Annotated in this window: 21 protein-coding genes and 3 pseudogenes; 2 read left to right on the forward strand and 22 right to left on the reverse strand. The window is 49.1% G+C overall.

Annotation, left to right across the window (positions count from 1 at the left end; translation table 11 throughout):
• Positions 1 to 125 precede the first annotated feature (125 nt).
• Both H6G00_RS15800 and H6G00_RS15805 read left to right on the forward strand, forming a co-directional pair.
• The gene (locus H6G00_RS15800) at positions 126 to 344 is read left to right on the forward strand and encodes a tyrosine-type recombinase/integrase (RefSeq protein ID WP_242042297.1); all 219 of its coding nucleotides are present in this window, start codon (positions 126 to 128) and stop codon (positions 342 to 344) included.
• 330 nt (positions 345 to 674) lie between these two features.
• Complete coding sequence (locus H6G00_RS15805) at positions 675 to 911, forward strand: transposase (protein ID WP_242042298.1); 237 nt, start codon at positions 675 to 677, stop codon at positions 909 to 911.
• A gap of 136 nt (positions 912 to 1,047) precedes the next feature.
• Here the strand turns inward: H6G00_RS15805 and H6G00_RS35455 are convergent.
• The 22 genes and pseudogenes from H6G00_RS35455 to H6G00_RS15915 all read right to left on the reverse strand — a co-directional run.
• Positions 1,048 to 1,236, reverse strand: a pseudogene (locus H6G00_RS35455) (LuxR C-terminal-related transcriptional regulator); the annotation flags it as partial.
• Between the two features lie 474 nt (positions 1,237 to 1,710).
• Positions 1,711 to 2,025, reverse strand: a complete 315-nt coding sequence (locus H6G00_RS15815; protein ID WP_347278189.1) for a nuclear transport factor 2 family protein — start codon at positions 2,023 to 2,025, stop codon at positions 1,711 to 1,713.
• Between the two features lie 117 nt (positions 2,026 to 2,142).
• Positions 2,143 to 2,430, reverse strand: coding sequence for a hypothetical protein (locus tag H6G00_RS15820; RefSeq protein WP_190797490.1), 288 nt, complete (start codon positions 2,428 to 2,430; stop codon positions 2,143 to 2,145).
• Positions 2,431 to 2,465: 35 nt separating this feature from the next.
• Positions 2,466 to 2,885 carry a peptidoglycan-binding domain-containing protein gene (locus H6G00_RS15825; RefSeq protein ID WP_190797491.1) on the reverse strand — a complete coding sequence of 140 codons (420 nt, stop codon included), beginning with the start codon at positions 2,883 to 2,885 and terminating at the stop codon, positions 2,466 to 2,468.
• Between the two features lie 110 nt (positions 2,886 to 2,995).
• The gene (locus H6G00_RS15830; RefSeq protein ID WP_190797492.1) at positions 2,996 to 3,397 is read right to left on the reverse strand and encodes a RidA family protein; all 402 of its coding nucleotides are present in this window, start codon (positions 3,395 to 3,397) and stop codon (positions 2,996 to 2,998) included.
• Positions 3,398 to 3,475: 78 nt separating this feature from the next.
• Positions 3,476 to 3,853, reverse strand: a complete 378-nt coding sequence (locus tag H6G00_RS15835) for a hypothetical protein (RefSeq protein WP_190797493.1) — start codon at positions 3,851 to 3,853, stop codon at positions 3,476 to 3,478.
• Positions 3,854 to 3,922: 69 nt separating this feature from the next.
• Positions 3,923 to 4,867 carry a zinc-binding dehydrogenase gene (locus H6G00_RS15840; protein ID WP_199318523.1) on the reverse strand — a complete coding sequence of 315 codons (945 nt, stop codon included), beginning with the start codon at positions 4,865 to 4,867 and terminating at the stop codon, positions 3,923 to 3,925.
• Between the two features lie 32 nt (positions 4,868 to 4,899).
• Positions 4,900 to 5,475 (reverse strand): TMEM175 family protein, encoded by a 576-nt coding sequence (locus H6G00_RS15845; protein WP_190645954.1) that lies wholly within the window; start codon positions 5,473 to 5,475, stop codon positions 4,900 to 4,902.
• A gap of 244 nt (positions 5,476 to 5,719) precedes the next feature.
• The gene (locus H6G00_RS15850) at positions 5,720 to 5,890 is read right to left on the reverse strand and encodes a hypothetical protein (protein WP_199313718.1); all 171 of its coding nucleotides are present in this window, start codon (positions 5,888 to 5,890) and stop codon (positions 5,720 to 5,722) included.
• Positions 5,891 to 5,967: 77 nt separating this feature from the next.
• Positions 5,968 to 6,990: an LLM class flavin-dependent oxidoreductase gene (locus tag H6G00_RS15855; protein ID WP_190797494.1), complete on the reverse strand. Its 1,023-nt coding sequence runs from the start codon at positions 6,988 to 6,990 to the stop codon at positions 5,968 to 5,970.
• A gap of 112 nt (positions 6,991 to 7,102) precedes the next feature.
• Positions 7,103 to 8,002 (reverse strand): pirin family protein, encoded by a 900-nt coding sequence (locus H6G00_RS15860; protein WP_190797495.1) that lies wholly within the window; start codon positions 8,000 to 8,002, stop codon positions 7,103 to 7,105.
• A gap of 103 nt (positions 8,003 to 8,105) precedes the next feature.
• Positions 8,106 to 8,453, reverse strand: coding sequence for an AraC family transcriptional regulator (locus H6G00_RS15865; protein WP_242042300.1), 348 nt, complete (start codon positions 8,451 to 8,453; stop codon positions 8,106 to 8,108).
• Between the two features lie 89 nt (positions 8,454 to 8,542).
• Positions 8,543 to 9,297 (reverse strand): annotated as a pseudogene (locus H6G00_RS36675) (SDR family oxidoreductase).
• On the reverse strand, positions 9,294 to 9,476 hold the full coding sequence (locus H6G00_RS15875) for a hypothetical protein (protein WP_190797496.1): 183 nt from the start codon (positions 9,474 to 9,476) through the stop codon (positions 9,294 to 9,296). Before H6G00_RS15875 ends, H6G00_RS36675 begins: the two are co-directional and overlap by 4 nt.
• A 202-nt stretch (positions 9,477 to 9,678) precedes the next feature.
• Positions 9,679 to 10,236, reverse strand: a complete 558-nt coding sequence (locus H6G00_RS15880; protein ID WP_190797497.1) for a DsbA family protein — start codon at positions 10,234 to 10,236, stop codon at positions 9,679 to 9,681.
• A 296-nt stretch (positions 10,237 to 10,532) separates the two neighbouring features.
• A complete protein-coding gene (locus H6G00_RS36680) occupies positions 10,533 to 10,973 on the reverse strand; it encodes a hypothetical protein (RefSeq protein ID WP_190797498.1) in 441 nt (146 codons plus the stop codon).
• Positions 10,966 to 11,672: pseudogene (locus H6G00_RS36685) on the reverse strand (pirin-like C-terminal cupin domain-containing protein); the annotation flags it as partial. The gene H6G00_RS36680 and the pseudogene H6G00_RS36685, both read right to left, overlap by 8 nt.
• Before the next feature lie 153 nt (positions 11,673 to 11,825).
• Positions 11,826 to 12,779 carry an NADP-dependent oxidoreductase gene (locus H6G00_RS15895; RefSeq protein ID WP_190797499.1) on the reverse strand — a complete coding sequence of 318 codons (954 nt, stop codon included), beginning with the start codon at positions 12,777 to 12,779 and terminating at the stop codon, positions 11,826 to 11,828.
• A gap of 143 nt (positions 12,780 to 12,922) precedes the next feature.
• The gene (locus tag H6G00_RS15900) at positions 12,923 to 13,408 is read right to left on the reverse strand and encodes a nuclear transport factor 2 family protein (RefSeq protein ID WP_190797500.1); all 486 of its coding nucleotides are present in this window, start codon (positions 13,406 to 13,408) and stop codon (positions 12,923 to 12,925) included.
• Positions 13,409 to 13,514: 106 nt separating this feature from the next.
• Positions 13,515 to 15,008, reverse strand: coding sequence for a GMC oxidoreductase (locus H6G00_RS15905; protein WP_190797501.1), 1,494 nt, complete (start codon positions 15,006 to 15,008; stop codon positions 13,515 to 13,517).
• A 549-nt stretch (positions 15,009 to 15,557) separates the two neighbouring features.
• Complete coding sequence (locus H6G00_RS15910) at positions 15,558 to 16,187, reverse strand: response regulator transcription factor (protein ID WP_190797502.1); 630 nt, start codon at positions 16,185 to 16,187, stop codon at positions 15,558 to 15,560.
• 12 nt (positions 16,188 to 16,199) lie between these two features.
• Positions 16,200 to 18,077 (reverse strand): PAS domain S-box protein (locus H6G00_RS15915; protein WP_190797503.1); only part of this gene is annotated, 1,878 nt, incomplete at its 5' end.

An 18,077-nucleotide genomic window follows, 5' to 3' on the forward strand; every position in this document is an offset into this window, starting at 1 on the left:
TACGCTTGATGGGTTGCGTCAGCAGTTGCGAGAACGTCTGGCAGCACTCACTCCTGAAGTGATTGCATCGATTACCGCTCGTCCCTCTATCTTGGAAGCTTTATCTGTCGCCGAAATTTAGAGAATTGGTATTACGGGCAGCCTTTAAGCGGTTGGCGATTGAGGGAGCCAGTACTCACAGTTTCCGACGAACAGCGATTACCTGGATGCACAATGAGCGAGTGCCGATTAAGCATATTCAATCCATTTCTGGACACAAGAGCCTTTCGGCATTGCAGCGGTATATCGATGTGACGGAGAAGGATAAGGAGATGGCGATCGCAACATTGAGTTTCCGGCTATAAGTCTTCAGTGTTCCACCCCATAATCATTTCCTTCTTAGGAGAGGCAGTATCCCATGCCTTAGGAAACGTGATCATCGTCTGAAAATCAGTCATCGTAATTGAAATGGGGTGTAATCAGGATGCTTGTAATTTAGTGCCACAGAAGCTGAAAACTCTTAATTCTACGTACCTCCTCAACCAGATTTACAGATGAGACAGGAAATTCCAGAAAGTTTATCAGGTAAAGGTTTCAAGAATTGGTGGCACTAAAACGCACTTATCCTGATTACACCCCACGGATATCACCTTGACTATTTAATGAATCAGCTTGAGCAGGTTTATCCACAAATTATGACGAAAATCAGGTTTGAGCTTTCGACCAAGCCCTCGAAACAAGAAAAGGCAGAACAGGGAAAATCTGGATTTGTTCCGGTAATTGCCAGGTGGGTGATTGAGCGTTCCAATACCTGGATGGAGCGTTGTAAAATCTTGGTCAAGAACTTTGAGCGGACGCTTGCCATTGCCACAACCAAACTCAACCTTTGCTTCATTCGGCTAATGATTAAGCGGCTTGCAGCCTCTCCTTAAGATCTCAAATACGTGATGTATTCTTTACCATTCCAAGAGTGATGAAATACCAATACTTTGACAGAGGTTAGTGTTCCTGGTGGTAAAATTTGCTCTACAACTTCCAGTGCTTCTTCAGAAGTCATCATTGAACCTCCTAAATCAGCCCTTGACGTAAAGCAACTACAGCAGCCTGTACACGATGGTCAACTCCAAGTTTGTTGAAGACACCACGTACATGAGTTTTTATAGTGTTGTGGCTCAGATATAGATGGGCTGCAATTTCAGAATTACTTTGACCTTCCGCCATGAGTTTCAAAACTTCCAATTCACGAACTGAGAGGTTGTGAGTAGGCGTTAAAGACATTGAGGAGGAATATTTTATTCTTTCTTCCGCCATGAGTTTCAAAACTTCCAATTCACGAACTGAGAGGTTGTGAGTAGGCGTCAAAGACATTGAGGAGGAATGTTTTATTCTTTTCATGAAAACCTCTAATATTGTGCTAGAACTGCTAACCATTGATATACAAATCAATCACGATTTTGCTGATGGCTATACCTCACGCAACTGCTTTGTGGGTAGAGATTGCAAATCCAAAGTGAGATAACAAAGATACCCACTGGACTCTAACGTAATTGAATCCACTTACACAGGTTCCATGTAAAAGCGTGTCCGCTCAATTTGATCCGCTTGTATACCAAGAATACTCTGTTCATAGGTAGCATCCTCAGGCAGAAAAAGCTGTCCTGTGAGCAGTACGGAGTTAAACGATCGCAAGTAAGTAAACAAAATCAATTACGTTGTCTTTACCAAATTCTTTCAGCACTTTCTCAAGGTTTTGATGACGAAAGCCCTTAATTCGACAATCTTCCCGTCACGAAAGCGCCAGATGTCACAGTACGAGTAATCAGTCGCCTTCCCGTCTTCGTCTTTCAGGGTGATGTCGCCGATCGCCGTGACGAAATCACCCTCAGCGATGAAGTGAGCGACCCTAAACTTGGGTGGCTCTACATATGTCGTTGCCATCCATTGGCGAACGGCTTCTTTTCCGTTCAGGGTCTTATCGCCTACAAATATCCATTCCATGTCGTCGGCGCAGAACGACAAGAATCCTTCATAGTTGCCTTGGGCGATCGCCGCGTTTGCCGCTTCTCAAATTGCTTTATTGTTCTCTGACATCTGAATCTCTCCTCTGTTCAAAGCAAAAAAGTGGTGTGAGTTATTATGCTGTTGCCCCTCGCTGATTTACTTCTAAGGACTGGTAAACGGCCTACATTGAATCGCCTTCACATTTTGCAGATAGTTCAACTGTGGCTCGAAGTCAGTCGGACAGAAGACATAAACATTGTCCTGTGACCGGCTGATGACTAAACGGTAGCTGGGTGGAATCTCTTCAGCACTTTCGATCACTTCGATTCTGGGAATCACTTGTGAACTGACTTGAGCCAGGGATGGAAAATTGAACAGTAAGAGTACGCCGAACAGAATTGCGATTGCGATTGTAGTTGTGATTTTGGTTGAAAGAATCTTTCGGTTCATGAGAAATCTCCTGTGGCTTATGGTTGTGTAATGTTCTATTGTTTCCAGGGAAGCGGCGATCGGTAGGGGTTTTCGTGCATATCCAGGACTTCCCAAGTTGTAGGATTGACTTGCTCTGTGACTGGAATTTCGTACCGTTGCTGTAAATCTCGTATTGCAGAAGCTGTAATCTCACCAAAGATGCCATTGACGATCGCACCATTTGGATTGCCTAACCTCAGGCCTGCAGCTCCTAAAAAGCCATTGTCAAGAAGAATACGCTGCAACAGTTCTACGTCTCTGCCGCGATCTCCCTGGCGCAAAGTGGGTAAGGTTAAATCAGTGTAGGCAGTGGCGATCAGAACGGGTGATGTTTGCTGTGAAGAAATGCTGTGTACGATCGCTGGATGAGTGAATGAACCTCCGAGCAAGCCTGTCGCGATCGTTAGTAATCTGAAAATGGTTTGAAGTTTCATGATCGTCCTCCTGATGGATCAGTTCTAGTTAGCATCAATTTCGTGTCGCAGTTATGACTCCATCTGCTTGCTCCGATCGGTGTAGAGCAGCGCTGTCGCTGATGCAAAACTCACGGAACAATTGCAGTAACGCGGATTTCAATCCGCATCGTTGGCAGTGCAAGAGCTGCGACACCTAGCTCTGTCCAGATTGGGGCGTGGTTGGGCATGTAATGACGAAATAGTTTGACCATCACCTCGTTAACCTCAGGGGGAAACCCGCCAACATGGTAAGAATTGACATGGACAACATGCTCCCAACCCGCCCCGGCAGTCTCCAGGGTTCGCTCTATGTTCCGAAACGCCTGGGCGATCTCATCCGCAAGCGATTCTGGAATTTGCAGATTGTCATCCCAGCCGCCTTGACCTGATATCTCCACGCGATCGCCAATTTTTACCGCTTGCGAGTAATGCAAGTTATTCAGCATGTATTCCCCATAACCGGGGGTAACAAAAAACTTGGGCTTATTCATGGTGTTCCTCATGTAATACGTTTGACTCTATCTCGCGTTGCTGAAACGAGTTTGTTTCGGCATCATCTGATTTAGACCCTAATGTTCAGAATTCACTTGCTGTGTAATCACAATGATTTCTGCAAACAGTAAGGCAACTATTAGCCGCGAAAACGCTTGTAAAATGGCTTCTATTGCCCAGTTCTGACTCTGAACTTCCCAGAGCATCCAAACAATATTGAATCCAATCACCAACCAGGGTAGAATGACCACTGAATTCTGCCTGCGATAGAAGCGAATCGCTGTCTCACGCCAAACTGGAAAGGTACTGAGAATACAAGCGATGTAAGACGCTCCTGCACTAATGAACAAGCTTGTTTGAAGACCCGAAGGCAGGTTTGGGTATCCAAGCGCGATCGCTGTCAGACAAACTGCCAGCGCGAGATACAGGAAAGTAAACAAGGTAAATCGTTTCATTCTTTGCAAATAAAGCTCAGCGATAATCTATTCCTGTGTGGCTGACATAACTCAGCCGATGAGCAACAATTAGTCCACATGCAGCACAGCCTTGCCTGAAAATCTGCGCCCGATCAAATCAGCCGCTGTTACGCCTGCTTCACGCCATGAAACTGCTCGATCGATGTGCGTTTTGAGCCGCCCCTGCCCAACTAACCTCAGTAGACGAGCCAGCCCAGAACTAGCACTTTCCATCTCTACTTCGGTGTACAGCGTGAACCCGTAAAGCGTGCGCTGTCCTCCATTCTCGAAATAGAAGTCTGGTAGGGACAGCTTCATCTCATTGCCGCTGCTACTGCCATAACAAACGCAGGTGCCTCCTTTAGCCAAAAATGCAGTTAGCGTCCCGACTAATTCACCTCCTACTCCATCAACGATCAGTCGATAAGGCGCGAACTGCTTGGCTTCTTGCCCGGTTTCGGTTAGCACCACTTCATCTGCGCCGTAATCTCGCACAAATGCTTCTTGCGCTGGCTGACGAATTTGGGCAACGACGCTAGCTCCCATAATCTGAGCAAGCTGCATGGCGAAGAGTCCCACTCCCCCTGTTGCCCCTGTGATCAACACTCGACTTCCTGGTAAACGAGATCCCTTTTCCACTGCATACAGTGCCGTTAACCCCGCGACGGGCAGTGTGGCGGCATCGGTATCTGATACGCCCTGAGGAATGACAGCCAGAAAGCGAGTCGGAATTGCTACATATTCTGCCCAGCCCTCCGAGCGGATGGAGAGGGCAACAATTTTTGTCCCTGTGGGTGGGCCACTACCGTCCTGTGCTGTTTGTTCAACAACGCCAACGACATCCCAGCCAATCGGAGTGCCCAGTAGATCATTTTGCGATCGCTTAAGTTCGCCCCGATTCATCGAAAATGCCTTGACGCGAATCAAGCACTCGTTAGCCTTCGGAGTAGGAACTTCAGTGTCTTGAAAGGTGAGGTTGCCAACGGCATCTGGTGAACTTACGAGTCTACGCATAGTCATATCCTTGTGTGTAGAGGGCTATAGTTTTATGAGTTCAACGTCTTTTCGATACGACGATCGGGAATGAGCCACAGGACTGCAACCAGAACGTATAATGCACATGCAAGCCAAGAGATTGCAAAAGCAAGTGGAATTGAAACTGCATAAGTCAATACTGATAACTTGCCTTTAAAATTCCGACCAAGAGCGTTTGCAAGTGTGGAATCTTGACCGTGGTGAAAAACAAGTGTGCGGGTCAGAGTGAAGTAGGCGATCGCAGCCAACAATAGAACCACACCATAAAGCGCCACAGGCAACGCAGCAAAGTGATTTTCACCCATCCATGCGGTGACAAAGGGAAATAATGATAACCAGAACAACAAATGTAGGTTTGCCCACAAAGTTGAACCATTCACTTGTCGGACTGCCTGAAACAGGTGATGGTGATTGTTCCAGTAGATACCAACATGCACGAAACTCAACACATAGCTTAAAAAGGTTGGAATCAACGGACGTAGTGCAGCTAAATCTGACTCATGAGGTATTTTTAACTCCAGTACCATAATGGTGATAATAATAGCGATTACCCCATCACTGAATGCTTCTAACCTACCTTTAACCATTTTTAGATATGCTCCTTGTTTGCTTACCACGTTGTATAACTGCCGTTTGCAAAAATGGTTGTCCGGTTATCCACTATCCATTCAGTATCTCTAAGTGGCAGCAGATCGCCTCAAACTTTGTATCAAGGTCGTGAACTGGTAAACGGCTTACATTGAATCGGCTTCACTACGAAGTGTAATGAGTGAAACTGCTTGATTGCTTTCAGATTCTTATTTCATTCGCAATTGTTGCCGAATTCTTTGCTTACTCCCGCGATTGAAGCGAAGCCTGCTTGATATCTGTAACGAGATGGGTTACTTGACGTTGAGCCTCTTCACTCAGCGAGTCAAACTCGTCCAAGAAGAATTGCCGTTCTAGCGTCAACTTCTGGGCATTGAGTAGCCCTTCAATCCGCCAATCTTGATCACGTTTCATCACGACGAATAGCTGCATCGAATCTCGTGACCTGTATATAGAACGATGGCCAGGTTGTCTACGATCGTGAGCATATTTTAATTGTTCAAGAGTGGCGACATTCGCGTGCCAACCAGTTCAATGGAGCGCATCAGTTGGGCATGGTTCATCTGCGCGTTGTCCATTTGAAACGTGACTCTCGAAATGCCGCCGAGGGATTCGCTGTGACGGCGAATTTTCTCCGCCACTTCTTCAGGACTGCCGACCAGTAACGCGCCGGTTGCGCCGCGCTGGGCGTCAAAAGCGGCGCGCGTAACAGGCGGCCAGCCTCTCTCTTTGCCGATTTTAGTGAAGGTTTCGGCGTAGCCTGGAAAGAACTCTTCAACGGCTTGCTCGGTCGTGTCGGCGACATAACCGATTGAATGCAATGAAACTTTCAATGTTTCGGGCGCGTGTCCGGCGCGCTTTCCGGCATCGCGGTATAAATCTACGAGCGAGCGAAAGCGGTGCGTTTCGCCGCCGATAATGGCGACCACGAGCGGCAGTCCAAGCATTCCGGCGCGGAGGAAGGATTGCGGTGTACCGCCGACCCCGATCCAGATGGGAAATGGCTTTTGCAGCGGACGCGGATAAATCGCTTGGTTTTCCAGTGCGGGGCGAAATTTGCCCGACCAATTGACCGTTTCATTGTCCCGAATATTGAGCAAGAGTTCGAGCTTTTCAGCAAAAATCTCGTCGTAATCGCCGAGACTTAATCCGAATAGCGGAAAGGCTTCGGTGAACGAGCCACGCCCGACAACCATTTCGGCGCGACCTTTTGAGATCAGATCGAGCGTGGCGAATTGTTGAAACACGCGCACCGGGTCAGCCGCGCTTAGCACCGTAACCGCGCTGGTTAGACGGATGCGCTCGGTGCGTGCGGCGGCAGCGGCGAGAATAACCGCGTTTGCCGAATCTAAAAATTCATGGCGATGATGCTCACCGATACCGAAGATATCCAAGCCGGAACGATCCGCCTGCTCTATTCTCTCCAGCAGTTCGGCGACAGACTGCGCGGCATCCGCCGTTTCACCATTTTCACTCGTTCCAACCGAGGCAAAACTGTCAATTCCAACTTCCATATCATTTTCCAAGCATTTTGCGAATGAAATAGACTTAATCCGAAATAGTAGAAAGCCTTGCTGTACGAGTTAAGCGGCTGTTCTCTCGCTCAGCAAAAACGCCTAGCCATCGTCAGCTCAGAGGGGGCGCGCTACTATCGCGATCTGAATTATCAGGGAGTGGAATGAATTCAGTTTCACCGGGAACCGCTGGGAAGCGGCGGTCTTGCCAATCCCGTTTTGCCTGCTCGATACGCGCTGAGCGGCTCGACACAAAGTTCCAGTACTTTGTGCGATCGCCCACTGGTGCCCCGCCGATAATCATTGCTTTTGCCTCAGCCTCCGCCCGGATATCTACTGATTCATCCGGCGCTAAAACGGCTAAACGATATGGCTCTAAAGGCTCTCCATTTACGAACAGGCCAGATGTGACGCTATAAACGGCCCTTTCTAAACCTTCGGTTGGCGCTAGCTGAAATTGACTACCCCCTGTGAAAACGAGCGCTAGATAAAGAGTAGCAGAGTAGGTTTTAACGGGTGATTGGTGAGACTGGTAGCTACCGGCGATCAAGGTCGCACTGGTGCCTGTTTGAGTCCACCTCGGTAAATCAGTCGCCGGATAATGTGAAAAGCTGGGTTCAACTTCTTCAGCGGTTTCGGGGAGGGCAATCCAGGTCTGAATGCCGTGAAGAGTAGATTCTTTCTCTCTAAAGCTCTCGGGCGATCGCTCAGAATGAACAATACCTTTGCCCGCTGTCATCCAGTTCACCTCGCCCGGAAAAATCTCTTGTACTGTACCTAGACTATCTCTATGCAGAAGGCTTCCTTCAAACAAATAGGTAACCGTCGCTAAATTGATGTGTGGATGAGGTCTAACATCGACGCCTTTTCCAGCCGGGAAAATAGATGGACCTAAGTGATCAAAGAAGATGAAAGGTCCAACCATTTTTAGGGTTTCACTCGGCAAGATGCGCTGTACGCTAAATCCACCTAAATCGTGCTTTTCAGGCGTGATTAATTGCTGAATACTCATTTTGTACGATCCATTCTTAGTTGACGTTGTGGACGAAGATACAAGCTTAGTTCTGTTGCCGCTTCAGATTCTTACCTAACTTAATTTCAATCCAGTGAAGCGCTTAAACTGTTGCGTCAAATGGCTTTGGATAGAGAAGCCGGCTTGTAGGGCAATGTCTGCGGTTTGCGAAGCAAGTTCCCCTTCGGGTAATCGCCAAATCTGTTTTCGACAGCATCAATTTCGCCTGTTCCACGCGTTGTTGAATCACGTACTGACGGGGAGAAATTCCCATTATTTGCTTAAACAAACTCGCAAAGCAAGTCGGACTGATACTGATCACTTCTGCAAGTTCAGTCAGTGACAAATCTCGATCAAGGTGAGTACGAATATAGCCGAGTACTTGCTGCAATCGGGTGTGCGTTAAGCCTTTGCGCTTGGCTTTAAGGGTTGGCGTTGTAATTGTTAGCATGGTTCAAAAGTTGGCAATTTGCTCAACAAAGCAGGCAAAAGCTAGCCATCGCGCATTCGATTACTGCAATATTTTGCATTGCCGATCGACTATTGCGCTACATACCCGCCATCTACCATCAACGTTTCACCTGTTACGAACGATGCCAGGTCAGATGATAAAAACAGGACTGCATTTGCAACTTCAAGCGGTGTTCCAATTCGTCCGATCGGGTGAAGTCCTGTTATGTAAGCTTTGACCTCATCCTGCCCACCTGTAGCTGCTTCAAACATATCTGTTTCGATTGCTGCTGGTGCAACGACATTGATGCGAATACCTGCTTTGGCATATTGGAGCGCAGCAGCTTTTGTTAAACCGACTACTGCATGTTTACTCGCGGTGTAGAGGGGTTGGGTAGGAACTGCAACGACTCCACCCGTAGATGCCGTATTGACGATTGCACCACTTCCCTGTTTCAACATCTGAGCGATTTCATGTTTCATCGACAACCAAACGCCTTTGACATTGACGTTCATCATGCGATCGTATTCAACTTCTGTTTGCTCAATCAGTGAAGGATTTTCGCCGACAGTTCCTGCATTATTAAAGGCAATATCTAACCGACCAAAAACGCAACCGCTTTGTCAACCATTACTTTAACATCGGCTTCTTTTGTGACATCTGCTTGCACAAAAATCGCCTCTCCGCCAGCTTCCTTGATCAATCGAACCGTTTCTTCACCCTCATCCATTCGACGACCCACCACCACCACCTTTGCTTGTTGCTGGGCATAAGCGATCGCAGTAGCTCTACCAATTCCTGAAGTTCCGCCAGTGACTAACGCCACTTTATCTTGCAGTATCATTCTGTTTCTCCTGTTTTAATTTCATCAGTTTGTATCGGGTAAGTTTGTCTCAGCAACTCAGTGACTTCTCGCGCGATCGCAATCAGGGCATGATTAACTGAAGAGTCGCGAAGAGAATCAGTCTGAGGTGTACCTTCATACCCAGGGTTATTCTTGCCTTGTACTAGTGAATGCGTCATAGAACTATCCTCAATGAAATACTGATTTGTAATTGACTAAATCAATACCCAGGAATTCAGTTGTTGGCATGGTAACTGTTGTCATGGTTCAAAAAGTGGTAATTTTGTTCAGTGAAACAGGCAAAATCTAGCCATCAAAATTTGATAGCTTATAGTACTTACAGACAAGTCAGATATGAATTGAGAGCAAAGATCGGGGAACTTAATGACTTGCAGCAATCATGGCAGCCATCAACTCCGTCGTGTTCCAGCGCTCGGTATACCGGATTCCATTGATAAACAGGGCTGGGGTAGTCGTCACTCCACTCTCTATTCCGCCTTCAATATCTTCATTGATGCGATCGACATGCACTTGTTTAGACAACTCTTTGAGAAATTGAGGAATATCAAGCCCTAAATCATTGGCGTACTCGACAAGATAACCGTTCTCCAACCTTTGTTGATGGTCAAATAAAGTATCGCTCATGAACCAAAACTGTCCTTGGTCGGCGGCGGCAACGGCTGCTTGGGCTGCCCGTTGAGCATGGGGATGAATCTGTGTTTGTGGAAAATGACGGAAGATGAAGCATAAATAATCTTCTCCAAAAGCAGCACTAAGCTCTCGTTTGATCGCTTTAATCAACTTGTAAACGTCTGCACTTCTAGGGCATTGATAGTCTCCATACATCACCAGCACGACTCTTGCACTTAGCACACCTTGCATCCAATCTTGAGTTGAAGGTGGTACAAGTAAAGACCTGTGGCTACGATCGTCGCTCATCTTTCTACATTCGTATCAGACAGGAAACCTTGCAATTCACTTGCTCGATTCACTTGACTGCATCTCTATTTGCATAAATTCAATATAGAAGATCGCCTTCGAGTCGTCGTCTATAGCGAGTTAAAAGTTTTACAGTACAGATTGATAGAGTTGCTATGCGATCGCAGAGTAGAAGGCTGGTTCTAACTTAAGTTAGAATCGGGTGCACTGATTTGTTTGAGAGTACACTTGAACACGTCGCGAATGCTTACGATTCAATAAACACAATGCATAGAAGCAGTTCGTCCAGATTAAATTTAATCTAGACGAACTGCTTCTATGCATTGTTGAACTTTAGTCGCTAGCAGTGTGACCAAATTAGCATGAGCTAACACCACATCGGGGTTGCGTTGAAACGCCGCATCATACTTCACAGCAAAGTCATTTCCAGCTTCATCAGGTGCGAGTAGAATCCGAACATCAGCAATGAGAGCAGCAATTACCTCAGAGGTGGTCGGCTCATCCGAGTGGATTAACTCATCAATTTGCACAATCAATTCTGAGAGGCGATGCAACCAGGCAAATTGATCGTGATTGATCACTAGTTGTAGCAATTCACCGTTAGAGACCTGTCCGCGCACTTGTTCGTAACGATTACGCTCCACATCCAACAACAGTTTATGTAAATGCAATAACTTGATGCGGATATCGGTCAGCAGTTGATGTTGGGTCATGCGGTGTTGAAGCGTGTTATGCATGAAAATGTCCCATCCTTCCATTTCGGTAATCGTTATCGCTTGCCGTATTTCGGCTTCAGTGTTCATCACAAAGAGACCGTAGCGCACCACGGGTTCATTCAACGGCACTTCAGGAATCAGCAGTAGATTAAGGGGTTGGGTGGCATCCGCAGGATTGGCGAACTGACAAGTCAGCGCGTGCGCTATCGCCACTTCCTCACCATCCGGTGCAAAAATTACCATTTGACCATCCTCACCCCGTTCCTGCTCAGTGCCAAACAAACCAGACCCATCGAGGACATAGGCAAAGGCGTTGTACTCTTTCGGTATCGGCTGAACCATGCTTACGCCCGGTTGTAGCGTGAAGTGCAGGTAGATAATTGGGGTGCGGGTTTCAATCACCGCTTTCGCCCCCAACGCTTCTCCCGCAATCACGCGCACCGTCACGGACCCATCCTTGGTCTGAGCTACCGGAATCTGCGCTGATGGAATTTCCTGATAGCGAGGAGCAATCATCTTGTCCCGCTGCGGCAAGTTGACCCACAGTTGAATGCCGTGCAGTCGCCCACCCGTGCGGGTAAACTCAGCTTCTGGCATTTCGGAATGCACTACGCCTGCCCCAGCGATCATCTACTCCACATCACTGGGATTGAGCAGTCCGGCATGACCGACCGAGTCCTTGTGTTCCAGCCGTCCATCCAGGACGTAGCTGACGGTTTCGGTTTGACAGCATTCGAGAGAGCGATCGCTCAATGCCCGGACTGGAGTCGATGTGTAGGATATAGGACATGATCATCCTCCGTGTTTGTTGGTTAGCGAATAGGTAATTGAGTTCGTTTTAGGTGAAAGCGATGCCTAGCTGAAGAAAATCTTTTACGCATTCTCTATGATTAGCTTCCGAGTCAAACCAGGCTTTTCATGCAGTCTGTGTGCTTCTGCCGTTTGAGCTAATGAGAATGTCTGCTCAATTCGAGGAGATAAAACACCAAGATTCAACCATTCAACTAGCTTAGACAAGTCAGCTTGATTGGGTTTATTTTCTACCACGATTGGTTTGATGGCTCGATCTTCAGTGTAAGGACCTCCTGGCTTCCACCATTCTGGAAGTACGGTTGTATAAGCTCCACCATTCTTCACGGCACTGAAAGTCTGATGGGCAATGTCTGCTCCAACCAGATCGATCGCCCCATCAACGCCTTCAGGTACTACTTCACGAACAGCATTGTTCAAGCTTTGGTCAACTGGAACCGCCCATTCAACCCCTTGGGTACGTGCTTCTTCTGCTAAGTGAGGTGATATAGGGGAAATCACTTTTAGCCCTAGCTGCCGTGCTATCTGACTAGCAAAGCCGCCCACTGCACCCAGTGGATTATTAATCAGAATCAGTTGTCCAGGTGATAGCGAGAGGGCTTTAACGGCTTGAAGAGCTGTAATACCGGCTAGAGGGATGGCAGCGGCAGTTACAAAGTTGATGGTTTCAGGCAGTTTTACAATCTGTCTTGACGGAACCGCAACGAGTTCTGCATGAGTACCTCTGCCGCTGGAAGGCTGCTCTGAAACCAGTACGACGCGATCGCCTCTAACAAAATCAGTCACACCATCTCCTACATCTTCAACAATTCCTGCGGCATCCCACCCCAAAATCATGGGAAAACGATGTGGTTCACTTGATAAAACACGCCCTTGTCGAACGCCAATATCAACAGGGTTCACGCTGGATGCATAGACTCGTACCAATACTTCGTTAGTACCAGGTACTGGATCAGGCATTTCAGTCAGATATAGAACATCAGGTGTTCCATAATGGTCAAGAACAATAGCTTTCATTGCTTTTTTAGGAATGAGGTGAACGAAGCTTGAGGTAGATAAATAATGACCGTTGAGAGTTGCTTGTTTGTGATGCAGAGTTTATCTGCGGTGGATGATAGACAATGCTATTGGGGAGAAAGGGTTTTAGCAACTCGCCAAGGTCACCAGAACTTTGCGCCGCTCATGGCTGCCATGAACACCATCGGGTCCCAGTACTCGCGGTAATTGACGATCAACCCATTCTTGACAGTCACAAACGTGGCGTAGCTCATTTCATAGGGATTGCCGTTGCTGATCACCCGGCCTGAGACGCTCCACTCGGCAATAGCCATGTTGGGGTCATCGGTAGAGTTGATCTTCAGCGTGGGAGTCCGCTGCACGTCAATGACGCTGGGATAGTTCTTCAAATACTCGTAGATAGCCGCTCGGCCCACCAGCCTTCTGGTCGCCACGTCGGGCGCGAAGGGGAATTCGACGACGACGTTTTCGTCGCAGAGTTCAGCCCAGCCCTTAATATCTTTGGCTAGGAAAGTGTCCAGACTGCGCTTCAGCAATTGCGCTGCGGTCAGACCCTTGCCAGCCTCTTGCGTGTGTGCGGGTGCGGCGGTGGCGAGCGTGACGTCGCTTGTGAGATGATCTTGTGTCATGTGATTGTGTCCAAGTTGGGGTTGATGATGTTGACTTGCCCCTGCGGCAAATCTCAGAGCTATCGCTCTTTCGGGCGGGGCTGCTTTCACTGATTGCGTACTTCTCTTAGGCCATCCGGGCAGCGATGCTTTCGGCCAGCATCATGGTCGGGAAAGCCGTTGCGACGGAGGGCACGTCAGGCCAGATCGAGGCATCGACGACTCGCAGGCTCTTGACGCCACGAACGTGCCCGTCAATATCCACCACGGCTCCGGCATCGCGCGGTCCGCCCATGGGTACAGTGGAGGTCGGATGCTGATAGCTCTGCACAGAGGCCGCGAGCGCGGCGTTGATCGAAGCGCGGTCGCTCTTTGCCGCGCCCGGCGCCAGTTCTGCACCCACCATATCGGCAAAAGGCTGCTGACGCGCAATGTTCCGGATGACTTCAACACCATCGACCAAGCGCTCGCGGTCACCGCTGTCTGTCAGGAAGCCGAGATCGATGATGGGCGCAGCATAGGGATCACGGCTGGCGATGGTGAGGGAACCCACGGAACGCGGTCTCACGAGCGCAGCGAACAGCAGGAACATCGCGCCGTCGGAAGTCTGCCCATCGTCGGGCAGGGTCGCGGTGCTGATGTTCAGATCTGCCTCGCCGTTCGTCGCGTGGTTGGATGCCGTCCACAGCATTGCGCCGATGGGTGGATACGGAAGGCCTACTGCTTCCTTGCGAATCGACCAGACGGTCGGGACCATTGGGTGATCCTGTAGACGGCGGCCGACCGGCAGCTCGGACACGACCGGGATGTCAAGACCTCGCAGCACCTCAGAGGGGCCAATGCCGGAACGCATCAGGATCGCCGGGCTGACATAGGTGCCCGCTGAAAGGATGATTTCACCGGCTAGGATGATCGCCCCGTCAGCCAGTCGGACGCCTTGGGCCTGGCCATGCTCCACTAACACGGCATCGACCAGCGTCTCGTCGCGGATGGTCAGATTAGGTCGGGCGCGCACCGCATCGCCCAACAAGGTCATTCCTGTGTTAAGCCTCACACCCATGCGGGTATTCATCACATAGGGACCAACGCCCAGCGGCTGCCCCGTCGTAAAACCCGATGTGCGCTGGTAGCCCGCAGCCAGTGCCGACGCGATGAAGTCGCGATGCTGGTCAGACACTTCTTCATCGCCGAGCTGGTGGATGGGGACGCAGCCGTCGCGGCCGTCGCCGCCAGTGCCGGAGGTACGCTCCAGCGAACGATAGAAGGCCTGCGAGCTTTGCCAGTTCAAGGCGTCGAGGTCATGCGCCTTGGCCCAGCGATCGTGGTCGTATTTCGGCACCCGCATCGCCACTGCACCGTTGATGGCAGACGAGCCACCCAGCACCTTGCCGCGGTTGAGCTGAAGCCTTCTGCCCAGCACGCCAGGCTCGCTGTAAAAGCCCCAGTCGTGCTGCGGATCGCCACCCACTAGGTCTTGGCGGCGGACTGGGTCGGGATAGGCGTTTGGAGGATAGGCCTTGCCCGCTTCGATCAGCAAGACACGGCGAGATGGATCAGCACTCAGGCGATTAGCCAGCACTGCGCCGGCGGATCCGCCACCGACGATGATGACGTCAAACATTGTTTAGATTTCCTTTCATTTCATTACTCCTGTAAGGTCTTCTCCACACGGCACATGCCGCGCATTGGGGTGGCATTGGCGCGGAGGACTGGGAGTTCAATGTCACGCACAAGTTGGAAGAGTCCGCTTTGATGATCAATCAGCAGCGTGCTGCTGATTGATCATTGTGTCGATGGTGTTGCTCATGGGTTTGTCTCCTTTTTGATTCAAATTCAATCTAGTAGGGGTAGATTCCCCGCCGCTCTGCGGCGAAGAGGACAAACTGCCATCCGAAGCTTTAGGTTCGGCAGCAGATCCTGTTCCATACCCCGTCTGCAAGCAGACGGGGTTCGTTGATTCAATGTCGTTTTTTCCTAGCTATCTGGGGCGTGTCCAGTTCTAGTACTCAGCTTCTTTCGGAATAAGTTCAATATAGGAGATCGCTTTCAAGCCGTCGTCTATAGTGAGTTAACTCTTTTACAGTACAAATTGATAGAGTAACTTTGCGATCGCAAAGTAGAAGGCCGGCTCTAACTTAAGTTAGACTCTCAACTCGATCGAAAGTACACCCTACAAACTCACGATGCCGCGTTTCACAGCAACAATCACAGCTTGGGTGCGATCGCTGACATCTAACTTATTCAAAATCCGATTGACATGGGATTTGACCGTGCCTTCACCAATACTCAAAACAGCCGCAATATCGGCATTGCTCATCCCCTGTGCTAGTGAACGGAGTACCGCCAGTTCTCGTTCACTCAGTTCTGGATTGCTGAGCCGTTGAACTAACTTTGCTCCTACATCGGGCGGAATATACTTCTGCCCCCGATGAACGGTACGAATGGCGTTTAGAAGCTCGTCAGGTTCAGTTTCTTTCAACAGATATCCTTTTGCGCCTGCCTGCAATCCCCGATAAATATCTTCGTCACTATCATACGTAGTCAGTACAATAATCCGAGCCGATTTAGCCGTCGCACAAATTGCACCGATAGCGGCAACTCCTTCCACTTCCGGCATTCGCAGATCCATGAGCGTGACATCCGGTTGGTGTTCTCCGAATAGCGCGATCGCCTGTTCCCCATTTTCGGCTTGGGCAATCACGCTCATATCTGGATCACGGTTAATAATCGTGGCTAATCCTTGCCGAAAAATGGCATGGTCGTCCGCAATCAGAACCCGAATGGTTGTGGCTTGGCTCATCGTGATGCTCACTTAAGGGTTAACGGTGACAATAATTTCTGTTCCTTGTCCAGGTTGACTTCCAATCGTGAGTTGTGCGCCGATGCGCTCTGCCCGCTCGCTCATGCCGAGTAAGCCAAAACCATCAGAGGATGGAATATTCCCGACTCCAAAGCCCTGTCCATTGTCTTTCACGCGCAAGCAAACCTGATCGCGATTGTAGGCTAGCTCAACTCGAATTTCGTCAGCATTGGCATGTTTAATCGCATTGGTTAAGGCTTCCTGCCCCATCCGCAGTAGGTTACTCTCGACTTCAGTGGGGAGAGCATACACTGCCCCCTCGATCTCATAGTGCAAAGTGGTATCCATTGCGGCAGTTCTGATTTGAGCGATGAGACGATGGAGAGCGCTCTGTAAATTGCCTTCTTCCAAAAGCTGAGGACGCAGCGCGACGACCGATCGCCGGGCTTCAGTCAGTCCAGTTCGTGCCAATTCTTTGATCAGCTCTAGGTGTGCCCCAGTTGCTTCTACATCATCCGTGAGCACCTGTTTTGCGGCTCCGACCTGAGCCAGAATCCCTGTAAACGCCTGAGCGAGTGTATCGTGAATTTCGCGTGCCATGCGGTTGCGCTCCTCTAAAATTGAGGCTGCTTCTGCTTGCTTTTGCGGCGTGATATCTCGCACTAACCAAATCACCTGTTCGTGATTGATGGGGGCAATGCGAGCCGAAAACCAGGCTTCTCGTCCATTTACAAAACTACTGTACTCGACCGTGAGGGTTTGTTGGGTTCTCAGCACCTGCTGAATATAACTTAGAAATTCATCTGCTTCTTCCCTTCCGAGTTGATGCATGGTTTGACCAATCATCTCCTCAAAAGGTCGCCATAGCAGATTTGGTTCCAGTATCCTTATTTCAAGGAATCGCCCTTCAGCAGACAGTACAAACAATGGATCGGGAATTGCCTCAATTAGAGTCCGTAGCTTTGTCTCTGAGGCTTGTAGGGCTTCTTCTGCTTGCTTGCGATCGCTAATATCTGCAACCACCCCTTCGATGTATCCATCGGCTGCATTCAGATAAGAAGAGAAAAGTACCCAAAACAATGTCCCATCTCGTTTCCGCACCTGGGCTTCAAAGTTTCGCACTTCCCCATCCCGCTTCAGCAACTCAAGGAATTGTTGGCGATCGCTGGGATTGACATAGTAGCCTATAGTGTGTTCAATCCCAATGATCTCCTCTGGTGAGTCAAAGCCATACAGATTGGCAAAGCATTGATTGGCATTGAGAATTAACCCATCACCAATGCGGGTGCGGTAGATGCCAACCTGGGAGTTTGCAAAGATAGCTCGGAACTTGGCTTCACTGCGTTGTAAAGCCTCTTCTGCTTGTTTACGCTGGGTGGTGTCATTGCCCACCGATAAGATTTCAACGACCTCTCCCTGTTCATTGAAGATGGCTTGATTCGACCAGGACATCCAAACTCGTCGACCGTCTCGACACAGACTTTCCCCCTCGCCTTGCGGGTACGATTGAGGATTGCGAAGTAAATCATGAACAAGGGGTTTGACATCGCGTCCAGAGGTTTCAATGTCTGGAATGATGGTTTCAAATAGGGTTCGCCCTAAAAGCTCATGTTCTTTATAGCCCAGGAGTTTTACCCCATAATCGTTGATGTAGTGAATTCGTCCTTGCGAATCATAGCGAATGATAACGGAATTCGCGGTTTGTAGCAGGTTGCGATAATTCGCTTCACTTTGTCTCAATGCGGCTTCGGTCTGTAGACGTTCAGCGATTTCCTGCTGTAGGGATTGAGTTCGCTCTTCTACCTTCCTTTCCAATGTTTCGGTATAGTCTGCTAACTGTTCATATAACCGAGCATTCTCCAGTGAAATTGCTGCCTGAGCTATCAACAG

Source organism: Leptolyngbya sp. FACHB-541 (assembly GCF_014695875.1).
Classification (GTDB): Bacteria; Cyanobacteriota; Cyanobacteriia; order Elainellales; family Elainellaceae; genus JAAUTN01.

What these genes read in the sequence shown, in the direction of transcription:
- H6G00_RS15805 (WP_242042298.1), top strand. Translation starts at nt 675, where the DNA reads ATGACGAAAATCAGGTTTGAGCTTTCGACCAAGCCCTCGAAACAAGAA.
- H6G00_RS15820 (WP_190797490.1), bottom strand. Translation starts at nt 2,430, where the DNA reads ATGAACCGAAAGATTCTTTCAACCAAAATCACAACTACAATCGCAATC.
- H6G00_RS15825 (WP_190797491.1), bottom strand. Translation starts at nt 2,885, where the DNA reads ATGAAACTTCAAACCATTTTCAGATTACTAACGATCGCGACAGGCTTG.
- H6G00_RS15830 (WP_190797492.1), bottom strand. Translation starts at nt 3,397, where the DNA reads ATGAATAAGCCCAAGTTTTTTGTTACCCCCGGTTATGGGGAATACATG.
- H6G00_RS15835 (WP_190797493.1), bottom strand. Translation starts at nt 3,853, where the DNA reads ATGAAACGATTTACCTTGTTTACTTTCCTGTATCTCGCGCTGGCAGTT.
- H6G00_RS15840 (WP_199318523.1), bottom strand. Translation starts at nt 4,867, where the DNA reads ATGCGTAGACTCGTAAGTTCACCAGATGCCGTTGGCAACCTCACCTTT.
- H6G00_RS15845 (WP_190645954.1), bottom strand. Translation starts at nt 5,475, where the DNA reads ATGGTTAAAGGTAGGTTAGAAGCATTCAGTGATGGGGTAATCGCTATT.
- H6G00_RS15850 (WP_199313718.1), bottom strand. Translation starts at nt 5,890, where the DNA reads ATGAAACGTGATCAAGATTGGCGGATTGAAGGGCTACTCAATGCCCAG.
- H6G00_RS15855 (WP_190797494.1), bottom strand. Translation starts at nt 6,990, where the DNA reads ATGGAAGTTGGAATTGACAGTTTTGCCTCGGTTGGAACGAGTGAAAAT.
- H6G00_RS15860 (WP_190797495.1), bottom strand. Translation starts at nt 8,002, where the DNA reads ATGAGTATTCAGCAATTAATCACGCCTGAAAAGCACGATTTAGGTGGA.
- H6G00_RS15865 (WP_242042300.1), bottom strand. Translation starts at nt 8,453, where the DNA reads ATGCTAACAATTACAACGCCAACCCTTAAAGCCAAGCGCAAAGGCTTA.
- H6G00_RS15875 (WP_190797496.1), bottom strand. Translation starts at nt 9,476, where the DNA reads ATGACGCATTCACTAGTACAAGGCAAGAATAACCCTGGGTATGAAGGT.
- H6G00_RS15880 (WP_190797497.1), bottom strand. Translation starts at nt 10,236, where the DNA reads ATGAGCGACGATCGTAGCCACAGGTCTTTACTTGTACCACCTTCAACT.
- H6G00_RS36680 (WP_190797498.1), bottom strand. Translation starts at nt 10,973, where the DNA reads ATGCATAACACGCTTCAACACCGCATGACCCAACATCAACTGCTGACC.
- H6G00_RS15895 (WP_190797499.1), bottom strand. Translation starts at nt 12,779, where the DNA reads ATGAAAGCTATTGTTCTTGACCATTATGGAACACCTGATGTTCTATAT.
- H6G00_RS15900 (WP_190797500.1), bottom strand. Translation starts at nt 13,408, where the DNA reads ATGACACAAGATCATCTCACAAGCGACGTCACGCTCGCCACCGCCGCA.
- H6G00_RS15905 (WP_190797501.1), bottom strand. Translation starts at nt 15,008, where the DNA reads ATGTTTGACGTCATCATCGTCGGTGGCGGATCCGCCGGCGCAGTGCTG.
- H6G00_RS15910 (WP_190797502.1), bottom strand. Translation starts at nt 16,187, where the DNA reads ATGAGCCAAGCCACAACCATTCGGGTTCTGATTGCGGACGACCATGCC.